Below are 24,052 nucleotides of genomic sequence, written 5' to 3'. Positions count from 1 at the left end.
TGATAGTTGCCGCGCTAACTCAGCATGCGCGTACGATTGCCGTCATTTATCAACGACCAGTCATACCCATGATCAGCCCGGTATGCAATAGTCAGCCGCTGATCCAGGAGAGACGATGACAGGCCGAACATCGCAGAAAGGTCGGAGACACCGTTGCCGCCCTGAGCGACCATAACCTGATCGGGTGCAAGAATACCCGGCTCCCGAGTGATGATGTTGATGACGCCCAGTGTCGAGTTCGCTCCATGCGAGGCGGCTGAAGGACCGCGCACGACTTCGATACGCTCGATGTTTTCAAGTAAGACCGGAATGTTGTCCCAGGTCACCGAACTGAATGGGGGAAGATAGACACTGCGCCCGTCCACCAGCACCTGCATACGACGCGCGTAGTTGTCGGTGGTGCCATGGTAGGAAACGAAAGCACTATGACCTTTCTGGCTACCCACATACATACCGGGAACCAGACGGAAGAGATCGGACAATTTGCGAAAACCGGAAGCCCGTATCATCTCCGCATCGATCACTGTCATCGCACTGGGAGACTCATCCAAAGGTTGCTTCAGACGCGAAGCAGTCAGCACCACCGGCAGTTCCAGAAAGAATGCCTGTTCGGAATCCAGACCGTCATCAGCCTGGGCAGTAGCAAAGAACGGGGTCAGTACCAGCGTTGAGAGAAGAATCCTGAATGAATCGCGATTTAGAGTAATCAATCTGCCCTGCCCCTTGCCGGTTAAATTGAACTGCAACCTGATTGTAAAGTAATTATCAGAATTTCAAGGATGAATCGGCATTCAGCCGAGTTGTCGGCTTGCGAAAATGAAAAATCCGGCAGAGCCGGATTATCGTAATGCTGATTTCTTTGTCCTGGTCGGGGCGAGAGGATTCGAACCTCCGACCACTTGCACCCCATGCAAGTACGCTACCAGGCTGCGCTACGCCCCGAGGGCGCGGATTATATCAGAGCACATTTATTCTGTTGCGCGATTTGCAACGAATTTTCCTTTCAGGCACGCAACAACTTAATTATGTCGGTCAACTCCCGACGCAGTTCCGGGATGGCAATGGCAGACAGCTCCGAACTGGCATGTGTCGAATGAACTGTATCCGCTTCTTGAGTATGCGTCTGGTCCAGCCTGCTGCGCGCACCGCTGATGGTAAACCCCTCTTCGTACAGCAACTGGCGTATACGACGGATGAGCAGCACCTCATGGTGCTGGTAATAGCGCCTGTTCCCGCCTCGCTTGAGCGGCTTGAGTTGTGTGAACTCTTGCTCCCAGTAACGAAGGACGTGCGCCTTGACGCCACACAGGGCACTGACCTCGCCTATCGTAAAATAGCGCTTGGCCGGAATCGGCGGCAGGCCGGAATCAGTTAGCTGCTGTTCCATGATAGGTCGTCTCTACCATGCTTTTGAGTTTCTGGCTGGGATGGAAGGTGACCACGCGGCGAGCTGTGATCGGGATCTCTTCTCCCGTCTTGGGGTTCCTCCCGGGCCGCTGCGGCTTGTCGCGCAACTGGAAGTTTCCGAACCCGGACAGCTTGACGCTATCTCCTTGAGCAAGCTGCAACCTGATCTCTTCAAAAAAGGCTTCCACCATATCTTTGGCTTCTCGCTTGTTCAGGCCGACCTTTTCGAACAGCAGATCAGCCAACTCGGCCTTCGTCAATGTAGATGTCATCATTTCCCCCTCAACTTCGCGCCGATCTTGTGCAATGCCTCGACCAACATGGCGATGCTCGGCTCTATCTCAGAATCTGTAAGTGTTTTTTGAGTATCTTTTAATAACACACGGAATGCAAGGCTTTTTTTCCCTTCTTCGACGCCCGCCCCCCGATACACATCGAATAAGGCCAACTCGGTCACATAGGGTGCATTCTGACTGCTCAATGTATCCAGAATCGACTGCACATCGACTTTTTCGTCGACCAGCACAGCGATGTCCCGGCGTACCGCAGGGAATTTTGAGATATCTTCGATGCCCGGCACGGCAGACGGTAGCAAGGCACTCAATTGCACCTCGCACCAGACTGCAGGCAATGGCATATCGTACTGCTGCTGCCATTTCGGATGCAGCTCACCCAACCAGCCGATGGCGAGTCCATCAAGCAATATGCGCGCAGAACGCCCCGGATGGGAAGCAGGGTGCTCGGCAGCCCGCACAGTCAGCGTACGCGGTGCAAACAAAGCTTCGAGGTCGCTCTTCAAATCGAAAAGATCCACGTTGCGCGCAACCGCCCCCCATTGCTCCGGAAGTACGGCTCCATATGCCAGGCAGGCCAACCGATCCTCCTGGAGATATATCCCCGCCTCGGCTTTGAAACAACCGCCGATCTCGAACAGACGGACACGAGACTGCTTGCGCGCCAGATTTGTACGCAAGGCCCCCAGCAAACCACCCAGCAGACTGCTGCGCATCACGCTCATCTGGCTGGCTATCGGATTCATCAGCGCGACAGGGGCCGTATTGCCGCACAGATCTCGCTCCCACTCCGCCTCGACGAAGGAATAGTTGATGGTTTCCTGATAGTCACGTAGCACCATGACCTGGCGTATCCTGGACAACGGGCGCTCTGCCTCGAAATCAGGCAGCATACTCATGCTTGCCCGGATAGGTGCCGGCTGTATCCTTTCATAACCGTGCACGCGCGCGACCTCTTCCACCAGATCTTCCTCGATAGCGATGTCGAAGCGGTAGCTCGGGGGAGTCACAGTGAAGTCATCACCCTTTTGCTGGAATGACATACCCAGGCTTGTAAGGATCTGCGCGATCTCATCGGAGCCTAGCGAGATACCCAGCACGCGCAGGATGCGCGAGCTACGCAGCAGCACCGGCGGACGCAAGGGCAGATCAGACTGCACTACCGATACCGGCCCGGCTTCGCCGCCGCATATCTCAAGAATCAATTGAGTGGCACGATCGAGGGCACGGTCTGTAGCTGAATAATCGACACCGCGCTCGAAGCGATAGGAAGAATCGGAACTAAAACCAAGACGACGCGATTTCCCGACGATCACACCGGGCACAAAGAAGGCACTCTCAAGGAAGATGTCCTTGGTCGCCTCATCGACTGCCGAGTCCATGCCACCCATCACACCAGCCAGTGCGACAGGTCCTTTGCCGTCGGCGATCACCAGCATATCGCCTTGCAACGCGACCTTCTGCTCGTTCAGCAACGTCAGCTGTTCGCCGTCCATGGCAAAGCGCACCTCCACATCACCACTCAGCTTATCCAGATCGAACGCGTGCAGCGGCTGCCCCAGCTCAAGCAGCACATAGTTGGTCACATCGACCAATGCACTGATGCTGCGCAGACCGCAACGCTCCAGACGTTTCACCATCCACGGAGGCGTTGCCGCCTTTGCGTTCACCCCGGAGATCACTCGCCCCATGTAGCGCGGACACGCGGCCGGAGCGGACACCTGCACCTTGCGGGTCATACTGCCAGTCTGCGCGAATACGGCGGCAGGAATGGGCTGCAACGGCGCGTTCGTCAGCGCCGCGACTTCGCGCGCGATGCCATGCACCGACAAACAGTCGCTCCGATTCGGTGTGAGCTTCAGGGTGATCAGATGATCGTCAAGATCAAGGTGTTCACGGATATTTTGGCCGACTACCGCCTCGGCAGACAGTTCCAACAGTCCGTCGCTCTCATCGGATAGACCGAGTTCTTTGTCCGAACACATCATGCCGAAGGATGCGATACCGCGCACTTTGGCCTGCTTGATCTCGATACCGGGCAATTTGGCTCCGACCAGCGCACAAGGCGCTTTCATGCCGACCTTCACATTCTGCGCGCCGCACACGATAGTCAACGGCTCAGCCTGGCCAACATCCACCGCAAGCACGTTCAGGCGGTCCGCATCGGGATGTTTTTCTTTGCTCAATACCTGCGCAACGACGACCTTCTCGAAGGCCGGTGCGACGGGCGTCATCTCCTCCACCTCCAGACCGGCCATGGTCAGAAGATGGGACAGTTCGCCACTGGACAGCGGCGGATTCACAAGGGTACGCAACCAGGATTCGGAGAATTGCATGTTCAGTTGAATTGTTTCAGGAATTGAAGATCATTCTCGAAGAACGATCTAAGGTCGTTGACACCATAGCGCAGCATTGCCAGTCGTTCCACTCCCATGCCGAAGGCGAAGCCGATATATTTTTCGCTGTCGATGCCGACATGCTTGAGCACATTCGGATGCACCATGCCGCAACCGCCGATCTCCAGCCAGCCGCCCTTCCAGCTCATATCCATCTCGGCAGAAGGTTCCGTGAACGGGAAGAACGATGGGCGGAAACGCACCTGCATATCCTCGGTTTCGAAATAGTTCTGCAGGAAGTCTGCAATCACGCCTTTCAGGTCAGCAAAACTCACCCGCTCTCCGATCCACAATCCTTCCACCTGATGGAACATCGGCGAATGCGTGGCATCCGAATCCACACGATAGACCCGCCCAGGGGCGATGATGCGGATATCCGGCATTGTCTCCAGATTTTTGTACTTCTCCATATGCGCCTGCATGTAGCGGATCTGGATGGGCGACGTGTGGGTGCGCAACACATGCTGTGCATCGATATAGAAAGTATCGTGCATCGCCCGCGCCGGATGATCCTCCGGGATGTTCAGCGCGGTGAAGTTGTAGAAGTCGTTCTCGATCTCCGGCCCGTCGGCCACGTCGTAGCCGATGGAATGGAACAGGTTCTCGATCCGCTGCAGCGTGCGAGTGACCGGGTGCAAGCCCCCCACCCCCGGACCACGACCCGGCAATGTCACATCGAGAGCTTCCGCCGCGAGTCTCGCATTCAAGGCATGCTGCTGAATAGCTTCGCGCTGTGCGTGTAAAGCTGCTTCGAGCTGTTGTTTCACCTGATTGATGCGTGCCCCCGCTGCAGGACGTTCTTCTGCAGACAACTTGCCCAAGCCTTTCAGCATCGCGGTCAGGCTGCCATCTTTGCCCAGGTAGCGTGCTTTTATGTTCTCGAGTTCGGCTGCATCTTCAACGGCAGCGAAACTCTCCAAGGCTTCTTCGAGTATGGTTTGAAGTTCTTGCATCGTATGTTCGTTGGTCTTAAAACAAAAAAGGAGGCTTGCGCCTCCTTTTTCATATAGCGCGATGATTAAGCGCCGAGGCTGGCTTTGGCTTGCCCGACGATCTGCGTGAACGCAGCTTTGTCGAACACGGCCAGATCGGCCAGCACTTTGCGGTCGATATCGATCGCAGCCTTCTTCAGGCCGTTCATGAACACGCTATAGCTCAGACCCTGCTCACGCGCAGCCGCGTTGATACGTGCGATCCACAGAGTACGGAACTGACGCTTTTTCTGGCGACGGTCACGATAGGCATATTGACCAGCCTTCATCACCGCTTCTTTGGCGATGCGGTAGACGTTCTTGCGACGGCCGCGGTAACCCTTGGCCTTGTCGAGGATCTTTTTGTGACGCGCGCGCGCCGTTACACCACGTTTGACTCTTGGCATTCTCTAACTCCTTATGCGTAGGGCATCATGGCGCGGACGGACGCCGTGTTGGTTTCATGGACACCGGTAGAGCCACGCAGTTGACGCTTGTTCTTGGTGGTTTTCTTGGTAAGGATGTGGCGCTTGAACGCCTGGCCGCGCTTGACGCTGCCACCCGCGCGGACGCGGAAGCGCTTCTTCGCACTGCTCTTGGTCTTCATCTTTGGCATAACGACTCCGTTTATTGTATGACGCCGGGAGTTCCCTGACAGGGACACTTAAAGACCCGAAATCACTAGTTTGGGGCACCTTGTACAACCACCGCAACGACAGCCCCTTGCTTCGTCGCGATGTACTTAACTTATCAGGCCTTCTTCTTCGGCGCGATGACCATCACCATCTGACGGCCTTCCATCTTCGGGAACTGCTCCACGACACCATGCTCTTCCAGATCGGTCTTGATACGTTCGATCAAGCGCATGCCGATCTCCTGGTGGGCCATCTCGCGACCACGAAACCGCAATGTGATCTTGGTCTTGTCGCCATCGGCAAGGAAACGGGTCAGATTACGCAACTTGATGTTGTAATCTCCTTCGTCCGTACCCGGACGGAATTTGATCTCCTTGACCTGCACCTGCTTCTGCTTGAGTTTGGCCTCGTGCTGTTTCTTGCTTTCGGCATATTTGAACTTGCCAAAATCCATGATGCGACAGACCGGGGGTTCCGCCAATGGGGCGATCTCCACCAGATCCAATTCCGCTTCATCAGCCATGCGAAGTGCTTCCGCAACTGCAACGATGCCAACCTGCTCTCCCTCCGCGCCGATGAGCCGCACCTGTGGTGCCGTTATCTGCTCATTCAAACGCTGCGACTTATCCTGTGCTATTGCAATTTCTCCATTAAAAAATTAAACCGCGCTTCCCATATGCAGTTCGGCATTCAAGCGTTCGATCAACGCTTCCACCGACATCTGCCCGAGGTCTTCACCTTGGCGGGTTCGCACGGCAACGAGGCCTGCAGCCATCTCCTTATCGCCGACAATCAGCTGGTAAGGCAACTTCTGCAAGCTATGTTCTCGGATTTTATAGGTAATCTTCTCATTGCGCAAATCAGATTGCACCCTGAAGCCTGCGGCTCGCAACTTTTCGGTAGCTTGCGCAGCATAGGCTTCCTGTGCCTGTGAGATGTTCATCATCACCATCTGCACCGGTGCCAGCCACAACGGCAGGGCTCCGGAGTGGTTCTCCACCAGTATCCCGATGAAACGCTCCAGTGAGCCGAGCACCGCGCGGTGCAACATCACCGGTGTTTTGCGGCTATTGTCCTCGTCCACATATTCGGCCCCAAGACGACCTGGCATCGAAAAATCCACCTGAATGGTGCCGCACTGCCAGGAGCGTCCGATGGCATCCTTGATGTGGAATTCGATCTTCGGGCCGTAGAAAGCACCCTCTCCCGGCAGCTCCTCCCACTCCATGCCTGAGGCACGCAAAGCGGCGCGCAAGGCGTTTTCTGATTTATCCCAGATGTCGTCCGACCCGACACGTCCTTCGGGACGTAAGGCCAGCTTTACCTTGACCTCGTTGAAGCCGAAATCCTTGTAGACCTTCAGCACCAAGGCATTGAAAGCCGTCACTTCCGACTCGATCTGGTTCTCGGTACAGAACACATGACCATCATCCTGTACGAAACCGCGCACGCGCATCAAGCCATGCAACCCGCCTGACGGCTCGTTGCGGTGGCAGGAGCCGAACTCGCCATAACGCAGCGGCAATTCCCGGTAAGAGCGCAGGTCGGAATTGAACACCTGCACATGACCGGGACAGTTCATCGGTTTGATGGCGTAGTCGTGCTTCTCCGACTCGGTGGTGAACATATTGGCCTTGTAATGTTCCCAGTGACCGGACTTCTCCCACAGCACACGGTCGATGATCTGCGGGCAACGGATCTCTTGATAGCCGTTATCGCGGTACACGCCGCGCATGTACTGCTCGATCACCTGCCACATCGCCCATCCCTTGGGGTGCCAGAACACCATACCCGGCGCTTCGTCCTGCATATGGAACAGGTCGAGCTGCTTGCCCAGCTTGCGGTGGTCGCGCTTCTCGGCTTCTTCCAGTTGATGCAGGTAGGCTTCCAAGTCTTCCTTCTTTGCCCAGGCCGTGCCGTAGATGCGTTGCAGCATCTCGTTCTTCGAGTCACCGCGCCAGTAGGCTCCCGCGACCTTCATCAGTTTGAAAACCTTGAGTTTGCCAGTGGATGGCACATGCGGCCCGCGGCACAGATCGGTGAATTCACCCTCGCTATACAGCGAAACCTCCTGATCTGCAGGAATGGACTCGATGAGTTCGGCCTTGTACTTCTCTCCGATGGATTTGAAATAGGCCACTGCCTCGTCGCGCGGCAATACATTGCGAGTCACCGGCAAGTCTTTCTTGGCCAGCTCCGCCATGCGTTTTTCAATGGCGGCCAGATCTTCCGGTGTAAAAGGGCGCGAATAGGCGAAATCGTAGTAGAAGCCATTCTCGATCATCGGACCGATGGTCACCTGCGCCTCGGGGAACAACTCCTTCACCGCATAGGCCAGCAGATGCGCGGTGGAATGGCGAATAAGATCAAGACCATCCGCATCCCTGTCCGTGATGATGGCCAACTGCGCATCGCCAGAGATCCGGTAGGAAGTATCCACCAAGGCTCCATCCACTTTGCCGGCCAGCGCGGCACGCGCCAGACCGGCACCGATGCTTTGCGCAACTTCGGCAACGGTTACAGGGCCATCGAAACTGCGTTGAGAACCATCCGGTAGTGTTATGACAGGCATTTCGATCCACTCTAAAAAAGACTAGTGCGGCCTGCGCCGCACCATCCAAATATGTCCAGGCGCACATACGCCACAGGGCGCGCAGTATATCGCAACTCACCAGCTCATGTTCAGGTAGGCGATCAGTGCATCCAGCGCAAACACGAATAACAAACTCTGCAGGACCGCCTTGATCGCGACTTTGGGCACCTCGGTCACAGAAGGCTGCGCCTGCATGCCGTTATAGCAAGAGATACTGGAGATGGCCAATCCGAACAGACAGCCCTTGAAAGCGACCACCGCGAACTCGCTCAGCTTCACCGTCTGCAGGAAGCGGCCGACCTGGTCCAGCCAGGATACGTTCTGGAACAAGGCGCTGATCGCCAACCCGCCACCGATGGCCACCAGCTGGAAGTAGATGGTCAAAGCCAGCACTGCCAGCGTCACCCCCACGATACGAGGCACCAGCAGGTAATCCTGTGGAGAGATCCCCATCCGCTCCAGACTCTTCATCTCGCCGCGCGTCTTCATCAAAGCGAGTTCTGAAGCGATGGCCGCACTGCTGCGGGCAACGATGATGATGGCGGCGAACAGCGGGCCGATCTCGCGCACGATGGTCCAGATCAAGATCTTCACTGCCAGCGTGCTATCCCCGCCGATGAGCGAGGTGACCTGGGTGATGACGAGGGCACCGCTCAACAGGCCGAAGACCGCCACGATTCCGAGTGCCTCGACACCGGTGAAGAACAACTGCCGCTGGAACACGGCATTCACTGGCACGCGACGCAATACGTGAAGGTTGTTGAAGGCATACCACAGCAAGGCAAGCGATCCGAATATCGTCTGCCGCACCTGGCGCATCTGCAACCTGACCAGCACACGCATCCAGAATCCAGCCATCACGGCCTCCCAAGCAAGGGCGGCAACCAACCGTATACATGCAGGTTCGCACCCGCCACCAGCCGCTCGCCCAACTCGGTGATACCGCCCGCGCTCCTGACTGCCTCAGCGACCTCCGCCGAGCAGACCACAGGGCGCTCCGCACTCCTCGCCTCCCCCACCAGCGCCTTAACAATATCCACTTCGGGGCCGAGCGCCGTGTATTCCTTGTGTGCTGCCGGACCGACATGCCCGACCACCACCAGCCCCACGTGCAATGCGACCTCTATTTCGACAACAGGCAAGCCGTTTTCCTGCAGTCGCCCATTCACTGCACGCTGCCGCAGCAGCATCTCCTGCGCCGCCTCGAGCGCATTCCTCTCCGGACAGTCAAGTGCTTGCGGAGCACCAAAGAAAGCCATCAGGTCGCCACCGTCAAACTTGTCGAGCGTGCCTTGGTGCTGATGCACTGCGATCGCCATCTCGGAGTAGTAATCGTTCAACAGCGATACAGATGCCTGCGGGTCAGCCTCACGCACTCTCCGACCGAAATCCTTGATGCGTGCAAACAAAAGACATACCCGCACCCGTTCCCCGCCAGCAGCCGAATCTATCTTGCCACTCACGACCCCGCTCAACACCTCGCGATTCACGTTGTGCCCGAAGATATCCCGCAGTCCCTTGCGGTCGTGCACCTGCCCCACCGATTCGAAGCCAAGCCGCGTGAGGAAGGCGAATGACCCGGAAAGCAAAATAGCCCCCAAGGGCAGATAGATGCCGTTTCGAAGCATCCAGGTCGACAACAACCAGATAACGAAAGGGAACACGGCGAATATCGCGAGCTTGATCCATCCCGAACGTCCCAGCCACAGCAAAGCAGCGACCAGCGCAAGGCTCGCACTCCCCCAAAGCGGCAGCTCGCGGATCAAGCCTTTTCCTGTCATGGAGCGCAATATCTGCGCTTGAACCAATACCTCAGGTACATGTTTATCCATCGGAGCCCATACAGCCATCGGCACAGGCACCCGAATTTTCTCGGCGCGCGCAGAAACGACTCCGAGCAACACGACCTTTCCGGAAAAAACGGCAGCAAGCCTCTTCTTGTCAGCCTGCCCTTGCCATTCGAGGACATGACTGAAAGGAATGTAATCAAACTTCTGGCCTGCGCTGAAATCCACAATGCCGACCCCGGGCTTTTCCACCCCCAGCCGGGCGGCGATCCGCTCGGCAAAGCTCGTGCCCTGCGCATTCACAGTACAACTATTCAGATCGAACCGCCTGAACACGCCATCTGCATCAAGACATAGCGTGACCGAAGCCGGCACATCAGCGACCGATGCCAGCAATGCACCCGCCATCGGACGCAACCTCCCTCCCGCATCCAGTTTACGTGCCAATACCACAGGGGTCTGAGCGCTCAGCGCATTCAATTCCCGAACCAGCCCCTCTTCATAGTGAGGCAACATGAATTGGTAGGACCGTTCGGGCAAAACGATATCGATCCCGACCACGCCTGGGTTTGCTGTACGCATGGCCTCCAGAAAGCCGGCCAGATAGGGATGCCACAACTCGAAGGGTTCATTGAATCTACTGAAGCTTTCATCGTCGATACCGACGATGACCACATCGTTCTGTATCGGATGCGTGACGCGCTGTTGCAGAAAGTCGAACTGCTTGTCCAGTATCTTCCTGCTCAGATTGTCTCCAGCGTTGAGAAAGGAAAGTCCCAAGGAAACCAACAGGCAAACAGCCAAACCCAGTAACCAACTGAATCGCGGATCCCGCAAGCGTTCCAGACCGTCCATCCCCATCACCTTGAGATGATGCGCGCCGCTCGCGCGCGGAATCGCCGGGCTTGCTCGGCATCCCCCAACCCCTCATAGGCACGGGCCGACAGCAATAGATCCTGCCTGATCTTTTCAGGCAATCCCAGTGACTTGTCCAGCACCAGCGCTTCATCCGCCAGACGCAAAGCAGCCGAGAATTCGCCTCGCATCAGGTGAGCTTCGCCCATATGACGCAAGGCGTTGGCATATTCCAGGGGTGAATCACCGCGACTGGCCGAGGCGGCACGATCTGCCCAATGCATGGCTTGGTCACCATCCATTTCACGCAACGCGATCGCGGCACGTGCATTGTCGATCACGCTCTCGAGCAAACATTCTGCGACACACCATGCCGATGCTTTTTCCAGCCAGGATCGAGCTCCGTTCACATCCCCTTGATGGAGCATCAACAAGGCCTTTTGCGTGGCAGCATTGGCCAAATAGGTGTTCCCGTATTCCAGCGCATCATCCAGCAGCAACTTGTCCAGATAGGCATGGGCGACTTCCACACGGCCGAGCAACTGGTTCACCCGGGCCAGATTGAGCATATCGATGGCGACGCCAAGGGTGTTCTCGACGGCGACATCCACCTGCAACGCCATCTCGTATTGTCTGAGCGCGGTCAGATAATCGCCCCGATCGTATGCACGCTGGCCACTCTGGCTATACTCTGCCGCCAGCTCCAGCCTTGCGTTGCGCACGGGTGCAGTCTGTCCGCAAGCTGCCAGAAACAGCACACCGGAAAGCACCAGCGAAGCGGAAAACCGCAGCCTGTCCATCATCACGGCTTCTCCGGCGTCACATAACCATCCGCAGGCAACACTTGCGCTTCAGGCTTGCTGAACCAGCCACTGAAGGGCCATGAGCGCTTCGCGCCATCCAGCATGTCCTGGCTGTCCTGCACCAATGCGTTGCTATTGTGGATGAATGCTGGCAACTCGCCGGCCGAATCGGCCGTCATCCGTTGGATATCCGAAGTGGCGGCCTGCACATTGTCCAGCGTGGCATCTGCCTTCTCGACCAGACGCGGGATCGCCTTGTCCATCACCTGCAGATTGGCATTCACACTATCCAGAGCCTTGTCCAGCTTGCCATGCACGCTTTCCAGCTTCTGATTGCCACTCGTGGCAAGCTGCGTGAATTGGTTCACCGTCTCACGCAGATCGCCCGTCACCTGGTTCAGATTCTTCAGCGTCTGCTGGATATCGCCATTCGGATCGTTGATGCTGGCAGTGATCTGGCGGATATCGCTCAGGATAGGCTGCAGCTGTGCAGCCATGCTCTCGGCGATGCTGCTGGCATCCTGACCGCGCTCGAACTGAAGCACACTGTTCTGTGTCACCTGTCGCACCTGTTGCGAACCGGGAATGATCTCCACCACACTCTCGCCAACCAGCGCCTCCTTGATCAGACGCGCTTTCGCATCCTGGCCGATCAGGTGCACATAATCGTCGTCCAATGCCACCCTCACCCGCACGGTCGCATTGGGTTCCATGCTGACTTCCTTGACACTCCCCACCTTGAACCCGATGAACTTGACCGCCATCCCCTGGTTCAAACCTTGCGCATTCGGCGCAAAGAAATAGATGGCGGTGCTGCGCACCAGATAGTCCTGTTTGATGGCGATCAACAGCAAGGCCAGCAGCATCGCCCCGAACGCGCCGAGCAAGAAGCGCTTCGTACGCTGTTCGATGTTCAGCAAACGCTGATTGTAGTTGTGCAGTTTCATCGTCGTTACAGATGGATCAGCAACTGATCCGGATCGCTCTTTTCACTATCTTCCTCAAAACTGACCAGCACAGAAGTCCGGAACGGAAAATGCAAACGGAACACCGCTTCGAACTTGTTCACCATCAACAACTCCTTGCGTGACAAGCCTTCATTCAGGCCATCATAGATGATGAGCTCCGGCCCCATCAGCATGGCTCGCACGAAACCTACCAAGCGTTTCTCGTACAAGGAGAGTTGATCGGGCAACTTGAGCATCAGGGCAGACACCACGGTCTCGTCCGACAGACCACACTGGTCGAGCAAGTCAGTCACGCTCTCCTCGAGCCTCCCCGGCAACTGTATGCCATGATACTGCACGGGCAGGATGATGTTCTCCCAGACACGGAGATTACTGATGAGGCCGCCGTTGTGCGGCACGATGACCACACCGGCCTGCTCGCCCAGATTCTTGAGCAAAGCGGCACGCTGGGATTCGGAACGTACGATAAGGCAATAGGAACGGCCCGGTTGGAGCAGGGCCTGCGTGCTTTCTTCTCCATGCAGACTCAGTGTGAACATGAGCTTCTCGAAAAACGATAGTTAAGGAGAAGAAGAAATTGGTAGGCGCGATTGGACTCGAACCAACGACCCCCACCATGTCAAGGTGGTGCTCTAACCAGCTGAGCTACGCGCCTGTAAAAGGACGCGCATTGTAACCGAACCGCGCAAACACGCAAACGAATTATGCAAAGAATCTCGAATATTTCTCGTTCGCTGTCGCGCTTCTACCAGTTCGATCAGTCGCTGCTGGTTTCAGCCGCAATTTAAAGAGTGCGCGGGTGCGCAGTTCAGGCACCGGCACAAGCTGAGCCTTCACTAAAACATGCGCTGATCAGTATTGTGCAGGGGCGTAGTTTTCGAAACGGGTGAACTCGCCACGGAAGGTCAGGCTGACCGAACCGATCGGGCCGTTTCGTTGCTTGCCGATGATGATCTCGGCCTTGCCCTTGTCGGGTGTGTCCGGGTTGTAGACTTCGTCACGGTAGATGAACAGGATCAAGTCGGCATCCTGCTCGATAGCACCCGACTCACGCAGATCGGACATGACCGGACGCTTGTTCGGCCGCTGCTCCAGGCTACGATTCAACTGGGACAGCGCGATCACCGGCACATGCAGTTCCTTGGCAAGGGACTTCAGGGAGCGCGATATCTCGGAGATCTCGGTGGCGCGGTTCTCGCTGCCTTTGCCTGCGGGCGAGGACATCAACTGGATATAGTCGATCACAACCAGCCCCAGACCATTGTTCTGCCTGTGCAAGCGTCGCGCACGGGAACGCAGTTCCAGTGCATTCAAGCCCGGCGTCTCGTCGATGAAGATGGGCGCATCGTTGAGCAAGCCCAGGGCATGCGTCATGCGCGACCAGTCTTCGTCCTCCAGACGACCGGTACGCAAAGTATGCTGGTTGAGGCGCCCCACGGAACCGATCATACGCATCGCCAGTTGCGCGCCCCCCATTTCCATACTGAAGATGGCCACCGGCTTGCCTTCCAGAGCCACCGTCTCCGCGATGTTGATGGAGAACGCGGTCTTGCCCATACTCGGGCGCCCCGCCACGATGATCAGGTCGCCGGGTTGCAGGCCGGACGTCTTGCTATCCAGATCGGTGAAGCCGGTCGAAACGCCCGTCACCTCGCTGGCATCGTCGCGCCCATACAAGGTCTCGATACGCTCGACCACCTGCGTCAGCAAAGGCGGGATTGCGATGAACCCCTGCTTGCCACGATCACCCTGTTCGGAGATCTGCATGACCTTGCTCTCGGCCTCGTCCAGCAATTGACCAACATCCCGTCCACTGGGATTGTAGGCACTGGTCGCGATGTCGCTGCCGACCTCCACCAGCTTGCGCATGATGGCGCGCTCGCGCACGATCTCGGCATAACGGTGGATATTGGCAGCCGACGGCACGTTCTGCGCCAGCATGCCCAGATAACTCAGGCCACCCGCCTTCTCCAGTTCGGCATTGCTCTCCAGCGACTCCGCCAGTGTGATCACATCGACCGGGCGCGCCTGCTCGTTCAGACGCCCTATATGACGCCAGATCAGTTTGTGTTCGAATCGGTAGAAATCCGTCTCGTTCAGCAGGTCGGAGACTTTGTCCCAGGCGCTGCCATCGAGCAGGATGCCACCGAGCACCGACTGCTCCGCCTCGACGGAATGAGGCGGGAGCTTCAGCGCTTCAAGCTGTGCATCGGCGACGGGAGCTGAATAGTTCTGCATGGTTCGGCGACAAATGACGGGAGAAGGATTCTACACTTTTCAGGCAACAAAAAAGGACTGTCGCCAGTCCTTTCCTGTAACTGCCTGTGTGGACAGGATTACTGCTCGCCCAGCACCGACACGGTCACATCAACGACCACATCAGGATGCAGCGCGATGCTCACCGCATGATCGCCGATCTGCTTCAGATGACCATCTGGCATACGCACTTGACCCTTCTCGACCTGGTGGCCTTGAGCGACCAGTGCTGTTGCGATGTCCAAGTTGGTCACGGAACCGAACAGCTTGCCGTCGACACCTGCCTTCTGCACCATTTGAATGGTCAGGCCGTTCAGTTTCTCGCCGCGCGCTTGCGCATCGGCCAGCTTGGCTGCTTCAGCCGCTTCCAGTTCTGCACGACGTGCGGCGAAATCCGCCACGTTGCTTTCCGTCGCACGCTTGGCCTTGCCTTGCGGGATCAGGAAGTTGCGCGCGAAACCGTTCTTCACTTTGACAACATCGCCCAGTTGGCCGAGGTTGACCACTTTTTCCATCAGGATAACTTGCATGGTCTACTCCTTAGTGCAAATCGGTGTAAGGCAGCAGTGCCAGGAAACGTGCACGCTTCACTGCAGTGCTCAGCTGACGCTGGTAACGTGCCTTGGTGCCGGTGATACGAGCCGGGATCAGCTTGCCATTCTCGGAAACGAATTCCTTGAGGATGTTGATGTCCTTGTAATCCACTTCCGCGATCTTCTCGGCGGTGAAACGGCAGAACTTGCGGCGCTTGAACAGCTGACGCGAAGAATTGTTCTTCTTGTCATCCTTCTTCTTAAATACACGAGCCATTTTGTGCTCCTATCTCAATATGACGTTATCTATATGCAGCACCAGTTGCATACTCTTCAGACTGCGCTGCGCCAGGAAACCCTCAGCCCTTAACTGCTGACCGGGTTGCAAGTTGCCCAGTTTCTGAGCCACTTCGCCAAGCGCCAGTGCCGGAACCTCGCACTGCACCTGACGCTGCATCCCCGCTTCCTGCTGCATCGAGGTATGGCGCATCCTGAACGCCAATCTCGCCAATCCTGCCGGGGTGTGTCGCAAGCCTTCCGACTCGATCACTTCCCCGTCCATCACACAACGGTTGCTGCTCAATCCAAATTACGCTGCGGCGGCCGGAGCTGCTTCAGCAGTATCGGTCAACGAACGCGACTTCTCTTCCTTCATCATCACCGAAGGCGCAGTCACAGCGACCTTGGTCTTGATGGTCAGGTGGCGCAGTACGGCGTCGTTGAAGCGGAAAGCGTGTTCCAGTTCGTCCAGGGTCTCCTGGTCGCACTCGATGTTCATCAGCACGTAGTGTGCCTTGTGGATCTTCTGGATCGGGTAAGCCAGTTGACGGCGACCCCAGTCTTCCAGACGGTGGATGTGACCGTTCTTGCCGGTCACCAACGTGCGATATCGCTCGATCATCGCGGGCACTTGCTCGCTCTGGTCGGGATGCACGATAAATACGATTTCGTAGTGTCGCATTACATCTCCTTGTGGATTAAAGCCCCCCGGCACGCTATGGACGGTGGAGCAAGGTTAAAAACTCCCTTTTTCAGGGAGGCGCGCATTATAGGGATATTGGGCGGCACGTCAAGCGGCAAGTCATTAATCTGCCGCGAGAATCCTCAGCGGGGGACGCCGTATCAGCTTGCGTGTCGCCAGCCAGCCGGACAGCGTCACGATGGCCATCCCGCCGCTCACCCCGACCAGCCAGATCAGCGGATCGAAGGTGGCGGGTATCTCCAAAACGAAACGCGCCAGCACCCAACCCAGCAACACCGCCCCGCCCGCCGCAAACAACCCGCTCAACCCGCCCAGCACCGCGAACTCGGACAGATGCAGTCGGCGCAGATAGCCGCTATCCGCCCCCAGCGTGCGCAGGATGGCCGCTTCATGGCTGCGCTCGTCCTGCGTCGCCAGCAACGCGGCATACAGCACCGCCAGTCCACTCAGTAGCGTGAACAAGAACACAGCACTCACCGTCTGCGCGATCTGGTCCATGATGCCCCGTACCTGCGCGATCACTGCGCCGGTATCGATCAGCAGCAGATTGGGGAATTCGCGTGACAGCACATCACCGGCTTGCACCTTTTCCGGAGGCAGATAGAAACTCGACAGATAGCTGGCCGGAAAATCCTCCAGCAGTTCTGGCGTCGTGATGACGAAGAAATTCACCTTCATCGAATCCCACTCCACTTTGCGCAAGCTGGTCACCTTCGCGGTGAACCGGCTGCCCGCCACATCATAGGTAAGTAAGTCGCCGAGCTTGATACCCAGAGTCTTGGCGATCCCCTCTTCCACCGAAAGCTCGCCCTTGCTACCTTCGGCCCACCAATTCCCGCTCACCAACTGATTCCAGGACGGCATCTGCGCCATATAGGAAAGATTGAATTCACGTTCCACCAGGCCGCGCGCCCGCGGATCGGGATAATCGTCACCACTGATGGCACGTCCACCGATCTCGACCAGTCTGCCGCGCACCATCGGCTGCATCTCGGGTACCGGCAATGCCTGCCGCCTGAAGAAGTCCGCTATCGCCCCGACCTGATCTGGCTGGATATTCACCACAAAACGGTTCGGCGTCTCGGGCGGCAACTTGCTCTGCCAGCCCTGCAACAGATCGCCGCGCACCAGCGTCAGCACCAGCAGCGCCATACCGCCCAGACTCAACGCCACCACCTGCACGGCCGCACTGCGGCCGTGGCGCGCCAGATTATTGAACGCATGCCGCCATTGGGTATGCAACAGATACCCATTACGCGCCAAGCCATGCAATAACAACCAGGCCAGCCAACCGAACAGCACCAGCCCTGCCAGCAATCCGCCCAGCACAGCCAGACCCAGCTTCAAGGAGCCGGCATGCCACAGGAACAACCCCGCCAGCACCCCCGTCGCCACACCGTACACCAGCCAGCCACTGGCTTCCGGCGCCCCCAGTTCACGGCGCAACACCCGCAACGGCGTGACCTTGCGCAACTGCAACAAAGGCAGGAAGGCAAAACCCAGCAACAAGGCAAAGCCGCTCACCGACGCCTGCAGCAAAGGCAACACACCCGGCTGCGGCAGGTTCGCATCGCGCATGCTGGCGATGCTCTCCACCAGTATCGCTTGCGTGCCATAACCAAGCAGACTGCCGAGCAGCACAGCGAACAACCCGAGCAGGATGAACTGATTCAGGAACAGCCACAGCACCTGCCCCTGCTGCGCCCCCAGACAACGCATCACCGCGCAACCATCCAGATGCCGCAACACGAAACGCCGCGCCGCCAACACCATCGCCGCCCCCGCCAGGATCGCGGCCGTGAGCGCCGCCAGACCAAGGAAGCTCTCGGCGCGTTCCAATGCCGTGCGGATCTCGGGCCGTGCATCGCGCACATCCTCCAGCTTCTCGTTGCCGGACAACTGCTCTTGCAGCGCGACCTTCAATGCCGCCACCTGCTTCGCCTCGCCTGCGATCATCAGGCGATATGAGAGCCGACTACCCTCCTGCAACAAACCGGTCGTCGGCAGGTCTTGCTCGTTCATCAGCACGCGCGGCGCGAAACTGGCGAAGCCTATGGACTGATCGATGTCCTTCACGATGCGTGCCGCCACCTTGAAGCGCTGCGAACCGATGCCGACCTCGTCACCCACCTGCGTATCCAGCCGACGTAGCAAACGCTCATCCACCCATACCGTGCCGGTGGAAGGGATCGCCCGTGCCACGTGCAACGTCCCGTCATCGATCTCGATCTTGCCGCGCAAGGGATACCCGCGCTCCACCGCCTGCAACTCGCTCAGCAACACCCGCTCGCCATGCGACACCATGCTCGGAAACGTCCGGCTCTGCACCACCTGAAGGCCACGCGCCAAAGCCTGCTGGCGGTAGACCGGAGCGAACGGTCGTGTGGAGGTGATGCGCAGATCAGCCCCGATCAGACTCTGCGCCTGCTGCTGTAAAGCCTGCCGTACACGGTCCGCGAACAAGCCGACGGTGGCCAGACTGCCGACTGCCAGTACCAGCGCCAACAACAATACGCGCCATTCCCCGGCACGCCAGTCGCGGCGCAACAGATTGAGCGAGAGCCACAACAGGTTCATTGCACCACCTGCCCCGCCGCCAGCCGCAACTGCCGCTTGCAACGTGCAGCCAGCTTGTCGTCGTGTGTGACCAGGATCAGGGTCGTGCCACGTGCGCGATTCAGCTCCAGCATCAGTTCGATGACCTGCGCGCCGGTGGCGGCGTCGAGATTTCCGGTAGGTTCGTCGGCGAACAGGATCTTGGGCTGCGAGACGAAGGCGCGGGCGAGTGCCACGCGCTGCTGCTCACCACCAGAAAGGTGCTTGGGCAGATGGTGCGCGCGGGCGCTGAGGCCGACTTGCCGCAAGGATTCCTCGGCGCGCTGACGCGCATCGCGCAACCCTGCCAATTCGAGCGGCAGCATCACGTTCTCCAGCGCATTCAGCGCGGGCAACAACTGGAAGGACTGGAACACGAAACCGGCCAGTTCGCCGCGCAAACGAGCGCGGCCGTCCTCGTCCAGCGCAAAGATGTCCTTGCCGTTCAGAGACACACTGCCACCGGTCGGTACATCCAGACCAGCCAGCAGGCCGAGCAAAGTGGATTTGCCGGAACCGGAAGCCCCAACGATGGCAAGGCTATCGCCTGCTTCCACCGCAAAACTGACGTCGTGCAGGATGGTGAGCGGACTATCGCCGCTTAACACTTGCTTGGTGAGCCCTGCTGCTTGCACAATCGTTGCCATGACCATCTTCCTCAATCTCGTTTTGCTGCTCGCTGCCCTGGCACTGCCCGGTTTCGCGCAAGCCGCCAGCAACATCCTCGTATTCGGCGACAGTTTATCAGCCGGATACGGCATCGCGCGCGAAGCTTCCTGGCCGCATCTGCTGCAACAGGAATTGCATGCTCATTCCGTGGTCAATGCCAGCATCAGCGGCGAGACGACTTCCGGTGGCGTGCGCCGCATCGACAAGGCGCTGACCGAGCATCGCCCCGCCGTGGTGATCGTCGAACTGGGGGCCAACGATGGCCTGCGAGGCACACCGCTGACAGAGACTGAGAAGAATCTCGATACCATCATCAAGCGTGCGAAGAATGCGCATGCCAAAGTATTGCTGCTGGGCATGCAGTTACCGCCGAACTATGGCCCTGTCTATACGGAACAGTTCCGCAACATCTACTCCCGGCTGGCGAATAGGCATCGCATCGCCCTGCTGCCCTTCATGCTGGAAGGCATCCCGCCAGACCAGTTCCTGCCCGACAACCTGCATCCGAACGCAGCTGCGCAGCCGCGCATCCTGCGCAACGTGATGCCTCACCTCAAGCCACTCCTGAACTGATGCACAACCACCTCATCCGCGAGACCAGCCCCTACCTGTTGCAGCACGCAGAGAATCCGGTGGACTGGCATCCCTGGTCGCCTGAAGCCTTGCAACTGGCACGCGCGCAGGACAAACCCATCCTGCTCTCCATCGGCTATTCGGCCTGTCACTGGTGTCATGTGATGGCGCACGAATCGTTCGAGGATGCGGACGTCGCGGCCGTGATGAACGAACACTTCATCAACATCAAGGTGGACAGGGAAGAACGTCCCGACCTCGACCAGATCTACCAGAACGCGCACTACCTGCTAGCGCGCCGCAGCGGCGGCTGGCCGCTGACCATGTTCCTGTCGCCCGACGGTACACCGTTCTACAGCGGCACCTATTTCCCGAAACAGCCGCGTTACGGCCTGCCCGGGTTCCCGCAACTGCTGCTGCAACTCGCGCAAGCCTACAAAGCCCAACGTAAGGAACTCGCCGCACAGGGCGAGCAACTCATCAGCGCCCTCGCCGCCTGGCAGCCGAAACCGGGCAGTGATGAAATGACGCTCGATGCTTCATCACTCGCCAGTGCGGTTCAGAGACTGAAGCAGGATTGCGACCGCGTGAACGGCGGCTTCGGCGATGCGCCGAAATTCCTGCATCCGGCCGAACTCGATCTGCTGATGCGCCAAGCCAAGGCACATCAGGACGAGGATGCGCGCCATGTCGCGCTGTTCACCCTGCAGCAGATGGCACTGGGCGGGCTGTACGACCAACTCGGCGGCGGCTTCTGCCGCTACAGCGTGGATGCTACTTGGGACATCCCTCATTTCGAGAAGATGCTGTACGACAACGGCCTGCTGCTCGGCCTGTACAGCGACGCCTGGCTGAACAGCCGCGACCCTCTGTTCGCACGCATCGTGGAACAGACCGCCGGCTGGGTGATGCGCGAGATGCAATCCCCGCTGGGCGGCTACTATGCCTCGCTGGATGCCGACTCAGACCACGAGGAAGGCAAGTTCTATGTGTGGCAACGCAACGACATCCGCAACCTGTTGAGCGAAGCTGAGTACGCCATCGTCAAACCATATTACGCTCTGGACAGCACACCCAACTTCGAACACCACGCCTGGCATCTGCGCGTAAGCCGACCGCTGAGCGCGATCGCACAGTCGTTGCAACTCGATCAGACACAGGCAACCGCGCTGCTTGCATCGGCGCAGGCCAAGCTGTTCGCCGCACGCGAACAACGCATCCGCCCCGGTCGCGATGAAAAGATATTGGGGAGCTGGAACGGGCTGATGATCACCGGCATGGCGAAAGCGGCGCGCGTGTTCGGGCGTGATGATTGGAAAATCTCCGCTCAGCGCGCCATGGATTTCGTGCGCGCAACCCTGTGGCAGGAGGGCAAGCTATATGCCACGCACAAGGACGGCAAGACGCATCTGAACGCCTATCTGGACGACCATGCTTTCCTGCTGGATGCCGCGCTGGAATCGATGCAAACGGAATATCGCGAAACGGACATGCAGTTCGCCGTGCAACTCGCTGAGGCTTTGCTCGCACGCTTCGAAGATGTCGAAAATGGCGGCTTCTACTTCACCAGCCACGACCACGAAGCACTCATCCAGCGCAACAAGAGCGGACAGGACAACGCCACACCATCCGGCAACGGCATCGCCGCACAAGGGCTGTTGCGGCTCGCGGAATTGACCGGCGACACGCGCTACCGCGATGCCGCAGAACGCTGCCTGAAACTTTTCTATCCACTGATGCAACAAGCTGCGAGTCAGTGTTGCAGCCTGAACACCGCACTGGGCGAACTGCTGCAGCCGCCTTCCTTGCTGGTGTTATGCGGCGATGAGAAAGAGACAGCCGCCTGGCGGGCGGCTGTCTCTGAAAACTACGTACCGGAGTTGATGGTGATCGCGTTACGCGGCGATGAACAGGGTTTACCTGAAGTGCTGTCCAAACCCAAACAGACATCGACCACTGCCTGGCTGTGTCGCGGCACGCAATGCCTGCCACCTATCACCGACTTGAACGCGCTGAAGGCAGCGTTAGCGTAGCACTACACCTTCGCCCTGCGCACCGAAGCCGGGGAACATGCTCGCCACACCTGCGCCCAGCTTCTTCGCCAGACGGTCCGCGATGTTCTCGCGTGCTGTGAAGTCAAGCACCGTTTCGGCTTTGATGATGTCGCGCGCTACGGAATCCACGCTGCCGATACCGTCGGCCAAGCCCATCGCGATCGCCTTGTCGCCGGTCCAGAACAGGCCGCTGAACATCTCCGGCGTCTCCTTCAGGCGTTTGCCGCGCCCCTCGCGCACCACGGCGATGAACTGTTGGTGGATATCATCCAGCAATCCCTTGGTGAAGGCTTCGTGCTTGGGATTGCGCGGCGAGAACGGATCCATGAAACCCTTGTTCTCGCCCGCCGTCATCAGCCGTCGCTCCACGCCCAGTTTATCCATGGTGCCGGTGAAGCCGAAGCCGTCCATCAACACGCCGATGGAGCCGACGATGCTCGCCTTGTTCACATAGATGTTGTCTGCCGCCGCTGCGATGAAATAGCCGCCGGAGGCGCACATGTCCTCCACCACCACATGCAGCGGGATCTCCGGATGCAGCGCGCGCAGGCGCTTGATCTCGTCGTTCACCAGACCGGCCTGCACCGGGCTGCCGCCGGGACTGTTCACGCGCAGGATGATGCCTGCCGTGTGTTTGTCTTTGTATGCATCCTGCAAGCTGCCGATCAGGTTGTCCGCATTGGCCATGCTGTCGGCCGCGATCACCCCCTTCACCTCGATCAATGCCGTGTGCTTGCCGCCGGCAAGACCGTCGCTACTGTCGCCCGTGATATCCAATACCATCGCCAACAGGAAGAACAGATAGGCGAAGGTCAGCAGCTTGAAGAATATGCCCCAGCGGCGCGTGCGGCGTTGCTCCTGGATGGCCGACAGTGCCAGCTTCTCCAGTACGTTGCGTTCCCAGTTATTGCCCAGTTCTGACATTTTGTACTCCTTGCGAATCGTCTTAAGCGTTGGCCTGCAACCAGGCACGCAACGCATGGAAATCGTCCAGCAGCGCACACGGGTTCAATGCGCGCAACTGATCTACTGGATGCGCGCCATAAGTCACGCCCACCGCATCCACGCCGGCATTGATCGCCATCTGCAAATCGTGCGTGGTGTCGCCGATCATCAGCACCTGCTCCGGCTGCATGCCCAGCTCATCCATCAGCTCCAGCAACATGGCTGGATGCGGCTTGGAAAAAGTCTCATCCGCTGTGCGTGAGGCGTGGAAGTATGCGCGCATACCGCTGCTGTCCATCACCCGATCCAGCCCCTTGCGGCTCTTACCGGTCGCCACCGCCAGCGCATGGCCGGCTTCGTGCAACTCCGAGATGGTCTCGCGCGCGCCGGAGAACAGCGGGATGGTCTGATCCTGTGCCAGGAAGTAATGCCGGTAGCGGTCGGCCAGCGGCTCATACATGGATTCCGGCGCTTGTGGCACGGCATGCCGCAAAGCCTCGGCCAGCCCCATGCCGATCACATGGCGCGCATTCTCGTCGCTCGGCACCGGCAACTCCAGGTCGCGGCAAGCGGACTGGATCGAGGTCGCGATCACCGCCGTGGAATCCATCACCGTTCCATCCCAATCAAACACGATCAGGTCATATCGTTTAATCATGCGTACATCCCAAAAATGAGGCGCGGATTCTACCACTGCCGCACCCCTCGCCCCGTATAATGCGCGCCCCTGTCCGCGA

At 58.3% G+C, this 24,052-nt stretch carries 25 protein-coding genes and 2 tRNA genes; 2 read left to right on the top strand and 25 right to left on the bottom strand.

What is annotated here, in order from left to right:
* Positions 1-14: 14 nt before the first annotated feature.
* The 23 genes from ACYPYQ_RS08960 to ACYPYQ_RS08850 form a co-directional block, all read right to left on the bottom strand.
* Positions 15-746, bottom strand: a complete 732-nt coding sequence (locus ACYPYQ_RS08960) for a TonB-dependent receptor plug domain-containing protein (protein WP_459723193.1) — start codon at positions 744-746, stop codon at positions 15-17.
* 119 nt (positions 747-865) lie between these two features.
* Positions 866-942 (bottom strand) — tRNA-Pro (locus tag ACYPYQ_RS08955).
* 61 nt (positions 943-1,003) lie between these two features.
* Positions 1,004-1,387 carry a MerR family transcriptional regulator gene (locus ACYPYQ_RS08950; protein ID WP_459723189.1) on the bottom strand — a complete coding sequence of 128 codons (384 nt, stop codon included), beginning with the start codon at positions 1,385-1,387 and terminating at the stop codon, positions 1,004-1,006.
* Positions 1,368-1,679: an integration host factor subunit alpha gene (locus tag ACYPYQ_RS08945; RefSeq protein WP_459723186.1), complete on the bottom strand. Its 312-nt coding sequence runs from the start codon at positions 1,677-1,679 to the stop codon at positions 1,368-1,370. Before ACYPYQ_RS08945 ends, ACYPYQ_RS08950 begins: the two co-directional genes overlap by 20 nt.
* Positions 1,679-4,036 (bottom strand): phenylalanine--tRNA ligase subunit beta, encoded by a 2,358-nt coding sequence (pheT, locus tag ACYPYQ_RS08940; RefSeq protein ID WP_459723184.1) that lies wholly within the window; start codon positions 4,034-4,036, stop codon positions 1,679-1,681. Before pheT ends, ACYPYQ_RS08945 begins: the two co-directional genes overlap by 1 nt.
* A 2-nt stretch (positions 4,037-4,038) precedes the next feature.
* Positions 4,039-5,049 carry a phenylalanine--tRNA ligase subunit alpha gene (pheS, locus tag ACYPYQ_RS08935; protein ID WP_459723180.1) on the bottom strand — a complete coding sequence of 337 codons (1,011 nt, stop codon included), beginning with the start codon at positions 5,047-5,049 and terminating at the stop codon, positions 4,039-4,041.
* A gap of 65 nt (positions 5,050-5,114) precedes the next feature.
* Positions 5,115-5,474, bottom strand: coding sequence for a 50S ribosomal protein L20 (rplT, locus tag ACYPYQ_RS08930; protein ID WP_459723176.1), 360 nt, complete (start codon positions 5,472-5,474; stop codon positions 5,115-5,117).
* 11 nt (positions 5,475-5,485) lie between these two features.
* Positions 5,486-5,683, bottom strand: a complete 198-nt coding sequence (gene rpmI / locus ACYPYQ_RS08925) for a 50S ribosomal protein L35 (RefSeq protein WP_459723172.1) — start codon at positions 5,681-5,683, stop codon at positions 5,486-5,488.
* 134 nt (positions 5,684-5,817) lie between these two features.
* The gene (gene infC / locus ACYPYQ_RS08920) at positions 5,818-6,339 is read right to left on the bottom strand and encodes a translation initiation factor IF-3 (protein WP_459723442.1); all 522 of its coding nucleotides are present in this window, start codon (positions 6,337-6,339) and stop codon (positions 5,818-5,820) included.
* Between the two features lie 21 nt (positions 6,340-6,360).
* Complete coding sequence (thrS, locus tag ACYPYQ_RS08915; RefSeq protein ID WP_459723168.1) at positions 6,361-8,274, bottom strand: threonine--tRNA ligase; 1,914 nt, start codon at positions 8,272-8,274, stop codon at positions 6,361-6,363.
* 96 nt (positions 8,275-8,370) lie between these two features.
* Complete coding sequence (locus tag ACYPYQ_RS08910) at positions 8,371-9,153, bottom strand: ABC transporter permease (protein WP_459723165.1); 783 nt, start codon at positions 9,151-9,153, stop codon at positions 8,371-8,373.
* Positions 9,153-10,937 (bottom strand): CHASE2 domain-containing protein, encoded by a 1,785-nt coding sequence (locus ACYPYQ_RS08905; protein ID WP_459723162.1) that lies wholly within the window; start codon positions 10,935-10,937, stop codon positions 9,153-9,155. Before ACYPYQ_RS08905 ends, ACYPYQ_RS08910 begins: the two co-directional genes overlap by 1 nt.
* A 5-nt stretch (positions 10,938-10,942) precedes the next feature.
* Positions 10,943-11,740: a tetratricopeptide repeat protein gene (locus ACYPYQ_RS08900; RefSeq protein WP_459723158.1), complete on the bottom strand. Its 798-nt coding sequence runs from the start codon at positions 11,738-11,740 to the stop codon at positions 10,943-10,945.
* On the bottom strand, positions 11,740-12,687 hold the full coding sequence (locus tag ACYPYQ_RS08895; RefSeq protein WP_459723154.1) for an MlaD family protein: 948 nt from the start codon (positions 12,685-12,687) through the stop codon (positions 11,740-11,742). Before ACYPYQ_RS08895 ends, ACYPYQ_RS08900 begins: the two co-directional genes overlap by 1 nt.
* Before the next feature lie 5 nt (positions 12,688-12,692).
* A complete protein-coding gene (locus tag ACYPYQ_RS08890; protein WP_459723149.1) occupies positions 12,693-13,247 on the bottom strand; it encodes a P-loop NTPase family protein in 555 nt (184 codons plus the stop codon).
* Between the two features lie 39 nt (positions 13,248-13,286).
* A tRNA-Val gene (locus ACYPYQ_RS08885) sits at positions 13,287-13,363 on the bottom strand.
* A gap of 197 nt (positions 13,364-13,560) precedes the next feature.
* A complete protein-coding gene (dnaB, locus tag ACYPYQ_RS08880) occupies positions 13,561-14,946 on the bottom strand; it encodes a replicative DNA helicase (RefSeq protein ID WP_459723144.1) in 1,386 nt (461 codons plus the stop codon).
* A 98-nt stretch (positions 14,947-15,044) separates the two neighbouring features.
* The gene (gene rplI, locus ACYPYQ_RS08875; RefSeq protein WP_459723141.1) at positions 15,045-15,494 is read right to left on the bottom strand and encodes a 50S ribosomal protein L9; all 450 of its coding nucleotides are present in this window, start codon (positions 15,492-15,494) and stop codon (positions 15,045-15,047) included.
* A 10-nt stretch (positions 15,495-15,504) separates the two neighbouring features.
* Complete coding sequence (gene rpsR / locus ACYPYQ_RS08870; protein WP_459723139.1) at positions 15,505-15,774, bottom strand: 30S ribosomal protein S18; 270 nt, start codon at positions 15,772-15,774, stop codon at positions 15,505-15,507.
* A gap of 9 nt (positions 15,775-15,783) precedes the next feature.
* A complete protein-coding gene (gene priB / locus ACYPYQ_RS08865) occupies positions 15,784-16,080 on the bottom strand; it encodes a primosomal replication protein N (protein ID WP_459723136.1) in 297 nt (98 codons plus the stop codon).
* Positions 16,081-16,086: 6 nt separating this feature from the next.
* On the bottom strand, positions 16,087-16,458 hold the full coding sequence (gene rpsF, locus ACYPYQ_RS08860) for a 30S ribosomal protein S6 (RefSeq protein WP_459723132.1): 372 nt from the start codon (positions 16,456-16,458) through the stop codon (positions 16,087-16,089).
* Positions 16,459-16,581: 123 nt separating this feature from the next.
* A complete protein-coding gene (locus ACYPYQ_RS08855) occupies positions 16,582-19,056 on the bottom strand; it encodes an ABC transporter permease (RefSeq protein ID WP_459723128.1) in 2,475 nt (824 codons plus the stop codon).
* Positions 19,053-19,721: an ABC transporter ATP-binding protein gene (locus tag ACYPYQ_RS08850; RefSeq protein WP_459723124.1), complete on the bottom strand. Its 669-nt coding sequence runs from the start codon at positions 19,719-19,721 to the stop codon at positions 19,053-19,055. The genes ACYPYQ_RS08855 and ACYPYQ_RS08850 overlap by 4 nt, the downstream gene beginning before the upstream one ends.
* Between ACYPYQ_RS08850 and ACYPYQ_RS08845 the strand changes: the two genes are divergently transcribed.
* Together ACYPYQ_RS08845 and ACYPYQ_RS08840 are read left to right on the top strand one after the other, a co-directional pair.
* Positions 19,720-20,316 carry an arylesterase gene (locus tag ACYPYQ_RS08845; protein WP_459723120.1) on the top strand — a complete coding sequence of 199 codons (597 nt, stop codon included), beginning with the start codon at positions 19,720-19,722 and terminating at the stop codon, positions 20,314-20,316. The genes ACYPYQ_RS08850 and ACYPYQ_RS08845 overlap by 2 nt on opposite strands.
* Positions 20,316-22,349, top strand: a complete 2,034-nt coding sequence (locus ACYPYQ_RS08840; RefSeq protein ID WP_459723116.1) for a thioredoxin domain-containing protein — start codon at positions 20,316-20,318, stop codon at positions 22,347-22,349. Before ACYPYQ_RS08845 ends, ACYPYQ_RS08840 begins: the two co-directional genes overlap by 1 nt.
* Here the strand turns inward: ACYPYQ_RS08840 and ACYPYQ_RS08835 are convergent.
* Entirely contained in the window at positions 22,341-23,294 is a 954-nt protein-coding gene (locus tag ACYPYQ_RS08835; RefSeq protein WP_459723111.1) for a S49 family peptidase, read from the bottom strand. The two genes, ACYPYQ_RS08840 and ACYPYQ_RS08835, sit on opposite strands and share 9 nt — an antisense overlap.
* A gap of 22 nt (positions 23,295-23,316) precedes the next feature.
* Positions 23,317-23,973, bottom strand: coding sequence for an HAD family hydrolase (locus ACYPYQ_RS08830; RefSeq protein ID WP_459723106.1), 657 nt, complete (start codon positions 23,971-23,973; stop codon positions 23,317-23,319).
* Between the last annotated feature and the right edge of the window lie 79 nt (positions 23,974-24,052).

This window comes from Sideroxyarcus sp. TK5 (genome assembly GCF_054601595.1).
This window is presented reverse-complemented; position numbering and strand designations above follow the sequence as displayed.

What these genes read in the sequence shown, in the direction of transcription:
- ACYPYQ_RS08895 (WP_459723154.1), bottom strand. Translation starts at nt 12,687, where the DNA reads ATGAAACTGCACAACTACAATCAGCGTTTGCTGAACATCGAACAGCGT.
- thrS (WP_459723168.1), bottom strand. Translation starts at nt 8,274, where the DNA reads ATGCCTGTCATAACACTACCGGATGGTTCTCAACGCAGTTTCGATGGC.
- dnaB (WP_459723144.1), bottom strand. Translation starts at nt 14,946, where the DNA reads ATGCAGAACTATTCAGCTCCCGTCGCCGATGCACAGCTTGAAGCGCTG.
- ACYPYQ_RS08945 (WP_459723186.1), bottom strand. Translation starts at nt 1,679, where the DNA reads ATGACATCTACATTGACGAAGGCCGAGTTGGCTGATCTGCTGTTCGAA.
- ACYPYQ_RS08830 (WP_459723106.1), bottom strand. Translation starts at nt 23,973, where the DNA reads ATGATTAAACGATATGACCTGATCGTGTTTGATTGGGATGGAACGGTG.
- rplI (WP_459723141.1), bottom strand. Translation starts at nt 15,494, where the DNA reads ATGCAAGTTATCCTGATGGAAAAAGTGGTCAACCTCGGCCAACTGGGC.
- ACYPYQ_RS08845 (WP_459723120.1), top strand. Translation starts at nt 19,720, where the DNA reads ATGACCATCTTCCTCAATCTCGTTTTGCTGCTCGCTGCCCTGGCACTG.
- ACYPYQ_RS08850 (WP_459723124.1), bottom strand. Translation starts at nt 19,721, where the DNA reads ATGGCAACGATTGTGCAAGCAGCAGGGCTCACCAAGCAAGTGTTAAGC.
- pheT (WP_459723184.1), bottom strand. Translation starts at nt 4,036, where the DNA reads ATGCAATTCTCCGAATCCTGGTTGCGTACCCTTGTGAATCCGCCGCTG.
- ACYPYQ_RS08855 (WP_459723128.1), bottom strand. Translation starts at nt 19,056, where the DNA reads ATGAACCTGTTGTGGCTCTCGCTCAATCTGTTGCGCCGCGACTGGCGT.
- pheS (WP_459723180.1), bottom strand. Translation starts at nt 5,049, where the DNA reads ATGCAAGAACTTCAAACCATACTCGAAGAAGCCTTGGAGAGTTTCGCT.
- ACYPYQ_RS08905 (WP_459723162.1), bottom strand. Translation starts at nt 10,937, where the DNA reads ATGGACGGTCTGGAACGCTTGCGGGATCCGCGATTCAGTTGGTTACTG.
- ACYPYQ_RS08910 (WP_459723165.1), bottom strand. Translation starts at nt 9,153, where the DNA reads ATGGCTGGATTCTGGATGCGTGTGCTGGTCAGGTTGCAGATGCGCCAG.
- rpmI (WP_459723172.1), bottom strand. Translation starts at nt 5,683, where the DNA reads ATGCCAAAGATGAAGACCAAGAGCAGTGCGAAGAAGCGCTTCCGCGTC.
- ACYPYQ_RS08890 (WP_459723149.1), bottom strand. Translation starts at nt 13,247, where the DNA reads ATGTTCACACTGAGTCTGCATGGAGAAGAAAGCACGCAGGCCCTGCTC.
- rplT (WP_459723176.1), bottom strand. Translation starts at nt 5,474, where the DNA reads ATGCCAAGAGTCAAACGTGGTGTAACGGCGCGCGCGCGTCACAAAAAG.
- rpsR (WP_459723139.1), bottom strand. Translation starts at nt 15,774, where the DNA reads ATGGCTCGTGTATTTAAGAAGAAGGATGACAAGAAGAACAATTCTTCG.
- ACYPYQ_RS08950 (WP_459723189.1), bottom strand. Translation starts at nt 1,387, where the DNA reads ATGGAACAGCAGCTAACTGATTCCGGCCTGCCGCCGATTCCGGCCAAG.
- rpsF (WP_459723132.1), bottom strand. Translation starts at nt 16,458, where the DNA reads ATGCGACACTACGAAATCGTATTTATCGTGCATCCCGACCAGAGCGAG.
- ACYPYQ_RS08900 (WP_459723158.1), bottom strand. Translation starts at nt 11,740, where the DNA reads ATGATGGACAGGCTGCGGTTTTCCGCTTCGCTGGTGCTTTCCGGTGTG.
- ACYPYQ_RS08835 (WP_459723111.1), bottom strand. Translation starts at nt 23,294, where the DNA reads ATGTCAGAACTGGGCAATAACTGGGAACGCAACGTACTGGAGAAGCTG.
- ACYPYQ_RS08840 (WP_459723116.1), top strand. Translation starts at nt 20,316, where the DNA reads ATGCACAACCACCTCATCCGCGAGACCAGCCCCTACCTGTTGCAGCAC.